This window comes from Micromonospora rosaria (genome assembly GCF_001567585.1).
Taxonomy (GTDB): Bacteria; Actinomycetota; Actinomycetes; order Mycobacteriales; family Micromonosporaceae; genus Micromonospora; species Micromonospora rosaria.
Window position 1 is genome coordinate 1 of sequence record NZ_LRQV01000238.1, and the last position, 4,963, is coordinate 4,963.

The following is a 4,963-nucleotide window of genomic DNA, read 5'->3' on the forward strand; positions in this document are numbered from 1 at the left end:
CGGGGGTCCGGCCGCCGGGAGCGCCCCGGGTGGGGCCGCCGACGGCCGCCGCGTCGCGGGCCGGGTCGCCGACCCGGTTACGGGCGGCCCGACCGGGCGCGGAGAGCAGCAGCAGGGCCTTCGCCACCGCGCTGGTCAGGTCGTGGTCGGTGCCCTGGATCAGCCCCCGGGCGCCGGCGCTGATGCTGGCCGTCGCCGCCTCGTTCTCCTCGGCGCCGAGCAGCAGCACGGCGGCCTGGGGGGCGCGGGCGAGCACCCGGCGGACGAAACCGGCGCTGTCCGGTCGGGTCAACGCGGTGTCCGCCAGCACCACGTCGACCGGTCGTTCGGCGAGCCGCAGCATCGCCTCGGGATCGGAGACGGCGGTCCGGACGACGGAGGACAGGCCGAGTCGAGCTGCGGCGGCGGTCAGGTGCTGGGCGGCGAGCGGTGTCCGCACGCACACGAGGACGGTACGCACTGGTGTCTCCTCTCCGCCCACGAGCAGACCACGGCGGGGTCAGGTCGGGAGGAGGTTCCCGGCAATCCTCCGAACTTTTCGGAGTTATCGGGCATTTAGTACATACCAGCACCAGCTTTTCGATCACAGGGGTGTGAACCGTGGGACAGCCGGGTACCGGTGGTGTCAGGCCGGGGACGGTGCGCCTGCGCGGCCCGCCACCCGGGGCCCGGCAGTGAAGGATCGCGCGGTGCCGCGCGGGAGGAGGGGTGCTGATGTCGAACGTACGCAGACTGCCCGGACCCATCGTCGACCTCTGGGACTGGCAGCGGCTCGGCTCCTGCCGGGGACGTGACAGCGCCCAGTTCTTCCACCCCGACGGTGAACGCGGCTCCTCCCGGCTCCGCCGGGAATCCGGTGCCAAGGCGGTCTGCCGGGCCTGCCCGGTCCGGGCCGAGTGCGCCGCGCACGCGCTCTCCGTCCGCGAGCCGTACGGCGTCTGGGGTGGCTTCAGCGAGGCCGAGCGGCTGCGGCTGCTCGCGGTGGGCTGGGAGGACACCGCCGACCGGCGGCAGTCCCGGGTCGACGTGCCCCGCCTGGAGGCCCGGCTGGGCGCCGCCCACAAGTCCACGGTGGCCAGTGGCCAGGCCGTGCCCACCCAGCGCAACGTCGCCTGACGACACCGAACTCTCCGTCGACGCGCCCCGGCCCGCCGGGGCGCGTCAGCGTGTGACCACCCACCCGGACCTTCCCCGTACCGGCGGGTTCTGCCAGGATCCGGCGGATGCGGACCGACATCGGGGCACCCGACACACTCTGGACACGCTGGGGTGCGCTCGCCACCGCCCTCGCCACCCTCGGTGACGACGACGTCTACTGGTGCGACGCGGACGGCGCCCACCACGACGACCACGGCGGCAACTGGGCCCGACTGGTCCTCGTCAAGGGCGACCGGGCGGTGCTCTTCGGGTACGACCACGAGTACAGCGACACGGTCTCCGCGAGCCCACCGGTCGACCTGCTCGCCGGGGCACCCGCCTGGCTACCCTGGCCCGAGCTGACCCGGCACGCCGAGGACGACCAGCTCGGCTACGTCTACTGGTACGAGGCGGGCGGCTGGAGCCGGGTGCCGTACCCGGACTCGCTGCACGACGACGGCCTGCGGGCCACCGCCGGAGCCGTGCTCGACGCGGACCGGGCCCGGCTGGAGCTGGGCGAGGTGGTCTTCCAGTGGGGCGGGCACGAGCCAGCCGACGAAGCGGCGGAGCGGGCCGACGTGGACCGGGCCGCCGACCGCCTGCTCGCCGCCGCGAGCGCCGGGACGGTCGACGCGGCGGTGGTGACGGGGCTGCTCGGGCGGCTGCGGTCCCGCCCCGTCGACCCGGCCGCCGGCCTGACGGCGGCCAGCCGGGCCGGGCTCACCCCAGGAGCGGCCCGCCCGGTGCTGCCGCCGGCCGGTGGGGCGCCGCCCCGGCGGGTCCGCACGCTCAGCGAGGACCAGCACGACCAGCTCGTCTGGGCGGCCATGCGGCAGGCCACGGAGCTGCCCCGACCCGCCCCGGGGGACTCCCCGGAGCTGGCCGCCCTCGTCGCCTGGGTCCGGGGCCGCGCCCCCGCCGGAGACGGCCGCTGCGCGCTGCTCGTCCAGGTGACCGACACCGCGCTCCGCCAGCATCCCGGCGCGGCGCCCCCGGCCCGCCGGGACGGGGAGGACCAGTGGCAGCCCTTCCGGGAGGCCGGCGAGCTGGTCTGCCGGCTCCGCCGGGTCGAGGCGGACCCCGCGCACGGGCAGTGGCTCTTCCTGCGGGTCGAGACGACCGCCGAGGGGTCCACCGTGCAGCGGTGCTACGACTCGTGGCCCTCCTGGCTGCCGGCCGACGACCACGGCGGGCCCTGGCGCAGCGAGCTGGCACCGGAGACGGAGCGCCGGGCGCCGGCCTTCCGGCCCGCCTGGTCGGCGCTGCTGGCCCCCGAGGTCGCGTACGGGAAACCGGGGCGCACCGCCATCGACGATGCACCCCGGTGAGGTGTAAGGAAGGGCCCCTTGTTAACGCTTTCGGTATAGGAAGGGGCCCTTCCTAACAGCCGGGCTCGGTCAGAAGCCCGGGCCGTGCTGGTGGCCGTGGCCGTGCGAGTGGCCGTGGCCCCCGGCGGCGGCCGGCTCGGCCTTCACCGGCTTCTCCACGACCAGGCTCTCGGTGGTCAGCAGCAGCCCGGCGATCGAGGCGGCGTTGGTGACCGCGTTGCGGGTCACCTTCACCGGGTCGATGATGCCGGACGTGGCCAGGTCGACCCAGGAGCCGGTGGCGGCGTCGAGGCCGTTGCCCCACTCCTGGCCGACGACCTTCTGCACCACGACGTACCCGTCCTGGCCGGCGTTCTGGGCGATCCAGCGCAGCGGCTCGACCAGCGACTTGCGCACGATCGAGACGCCGACCTTCTCGTCGCCGGTGAGGCCCAGGTCGTCGTCGAGCACCGGGAGGATCTGGGCCAGGGCGGCACCGCCGCCGGGGACCGTACCCTCCTCGACCGCGGCCTTGGTCGCGGCGATGGCGTCCTCGATGCGGTGCTTGCGCTCCTTCATCTCGACCTCGGTCGCCGCGCCCACCTTGATGACGGCGACGCCGCCGGAGAGCTTGGCCAGCCGCTCGGAGAGCTTCTCCCGGTCCCAGTCGGAGTCCGTGGCCTCGATCTCCTTGCGGATCTGCGCGACCCGGTCGGCGACCTCGCTGGCCTGCCCGCCACCGTCGACGATGGTGGTGGTCTCCTTGTCGACCACGACGCGCCGGGCGGAGCCGAGCACCTCCAGGCCGACCTGGTCGAGCTTGTAGCCCAGTTCCGGGGCGATCAGCTCGGCACCGGTGGCGATCGCCAGGTCCTGGAGCATCGCCTTGCGGCGGTCACCGAAGCCGGGGGCCTTCACCGCGCAGACCTTGAGGGTCTTGCGGATGGCGTTGACCACCAGCGTGGAGAGCGCCTGACCCTCGACGTCCTCGGCGATGATCAGCAGCGGCTTGCTGTCGGAGAGGACCTTCTCCAGCAGCGGCAGCAGCTCCTCGATCGCGGAGATCTTCTGCGTGGTGATCAGGACGTACGCGTCCTCCAGGACGGCTTCCTGGGACTCCGCGTCGCTGACGAAGTTGGGCGAGATGAAGCCCTTGTCGAACTGGAGACCCTCGGTCACGTCCAGCTCGGTGTGCAGGGCCGAGCCCTCCTCGACGGTGATCACACCGTCGCGGCCGACCCGCTCCATCGCCTCGGCGATCAGCTCGCCGATGGTGGCGTCCTGCGCGGAGATCGTGGCGACGTGCGCGATCGACTCCTTGCCGGTGACCTCGACGGCCCGGTCCAGCAGGGCCTCGGAGACCTTCTGCGCCGCCGCGTCGATGCCCCGCTTCAGCGCGATCGGGTTCGAGCCGGCGGTGACGTTGCGCAGACCCTCCCGGATCAGCGCCTGCGCCAGCACGGTCGCGGTGGTGGTCCCGTCGCCGGCGACGTCGTTGGTCTTGGTCGCCACCTCCTTGACCAACTGCGCGCCGAGGTTCTCGTACGGGTTGGTGAGCTCGATCTCCTTGGCGATGGTCACACCATCGTTGGTGATCGTGGGCGCACCGAATTTCTTGTCCAGGACGACGTTGCGCCCGCGCGGGCCGAGAGTGACCTTGACCGCGTCCGCGAGGGCGTTGACACCGTGCTCCAGCAGGTGCCGGGCGTCGTCCGAGAAGCTCAGGATCTTCGCCATGAATGTCCCTTCGAAGCGTCGCTGCCCCGGCCCGGCGAGCCGGACCGGGGCAGCGACACTGATCGGTTGCTTACTTCTCGATGACCGCGAGGACGTCGCGGGCGGAGAGGACCAGGTACTCCTCGCCGGCGTACTTGACCTCGGTGCCGCCGTACTTCGAGTACAGGACGACGTCGCCGACCTGCACGTCAACCGGGATCCGGTTGCCCTTGTCGTCGATACGGCCCGGGCCGACAGCGAGGACGGTGCCCTCCTGCGGCTTCTCCTTGGCGGTGTCGGGGATCACGATGCCCGACGCCGTGGTGGTCTCAGCCTCGTTCGCCTGGACCACGATACGGTCCTCGAGCGGCTTGATCGCAACCTTGGTCGCGGTAGTCACGGGCATACCCTCCTGGGGTATTGGGTTTCGTAGCGGGACGGCTCAGCCGACCAGCGTCAATCTGCCACATGCCACCGGGCGGGACCGTCGTCGCGGGTGCCGGTCCGCCTGGCGTTCAGCACCCACGCCGGCAGGCCGGGAGCTGGCACCCTCAGGGTGAGAGTGCTAATCGCAGGTTATTCCTCGGCTAGCACTCCGTCAAGGAGAGTGCCAACGCAACACCCCCGTGTCTCCCGATCGCCCACCCCGCGCGCTCCGCTTCGCCGCCCGTCACGACCCCGCTGACCACGGCACCTGCCCGAGGGTGGACCACCGCAGCAGCGCCCCGGGCCGGCTCGGGACAATGGCCGGGTGGACCTCGAACAGCTCGCCGCGTTGCGTACACCCGAGGGGTCGGCCGCGC

General features: G+C 72.7%; 4 protein-coding genes and 1 pseudogene. 2 read left to right on the forward strand and 3 right to left on the reverse strand.

All coding sequences use genetic code 11. The features are described 5' to 3' along the window. Window positions 1-460, reverse strand: a pseudogene (locus AWW66_RS31250) (helix-turn-helix transcriptional regulator); the annotation flags it as partial. Between the two features lie 254 nt (window positions 461-714). Between AWW66_RS31250 and AWW66_RS31255 the strand changes: the two are divergent. Together AWW66_RS31255 and AWW66_RS31260 are read left to right on the forward strand one after the other, a co-directional pair. After that, window positions 715-1,116 carry a WhiB family transcriptional regulator gene (locus AWW66_RS31255; protein ID WP_067374194.1) on the forward strand — a complete coding sequence of 134 codons (402 nt, stop codon included), beginning with the start codon at window positions 715-717 and terminating at the stop codon, window positions 1,114-1,116. Window positions 1,117-1,223: 107 nt separating this feature from the next. Next, a complete protein-coding gene (locus AWW66_RS31260; RefSeq protein ID WP_067374189.1) occupies window positions 1,224-2,465 on the forward strand; it encodes a hypothetical protein in 1,242 nt (413 codons plus the stop codon). Window positions 2,466-2,534: 69 nt separating this feature from the next. On the opposite strand, the gene groL is transcribed toward AWW66_RS31260, so the two are convergent. Both groL and groES read right to left on the reverse strand, forming a co-directional pair. After that, the gene (gene groL, locus AWW66_RS31265; protein WP_067374191.1) at window positions 2,535-4,181 is read right to left on the reverse strand and encodes a chaperonin GroEL; all 1,647 of its coding nucleotides are present in this window, start codon (window positions 4,179-4,181) and stop codon (window positions 2,535-2,537) included. A gap of 70 nt (window positions 4,182-4,251) precedes the next feature. Continuing rightward, window positions 4,252-4,566: a co-chaperone GroES gene (gene groES / locus AWW66_RS31270; RefSeq protein WP_083979252.1), complete on the reverse strand. Its 315-nt coding sequence runs from the start codon at window positions 4,564-4,566 to the stop codon at window positions 4,252-4,254. Window positions 4,567-4,963 lie beyond the last annotated feature (397 nt).

What these genes read in the sequence shown, in the direction of transcription:
- AWW66_RS31255 (WP_067374194.1), top strand. Translation starts at nt 715, where the DNA reads ATGTCGAACGTACGCAGACTGCCCGGACCCATCGTCGACCTCTGGGAC.
- AWW66_RS31260 (WP_067374189.1), top strand. Translation starts at nt 1,224, where the DNA reads ATGCGGACCGACATCGGGGCACCCGACACACTCTGGACACGCTGGGGT.
- groL (WP_067374191.1), bottom strand. Translation starts at nt 4,181, where the DNA reads ATGGCGAAGATCCTGAGCTTCTCGGACGACGCCCGGCACCTGCTGGAG.
- groES (WP_083979252.1), bottom strand. Translation starts at nt 4,566, where the DNA reads ATGCCCGTGACTACCGCGACCAAGGTTGCGATCAAGCCGCTCGAGGAC.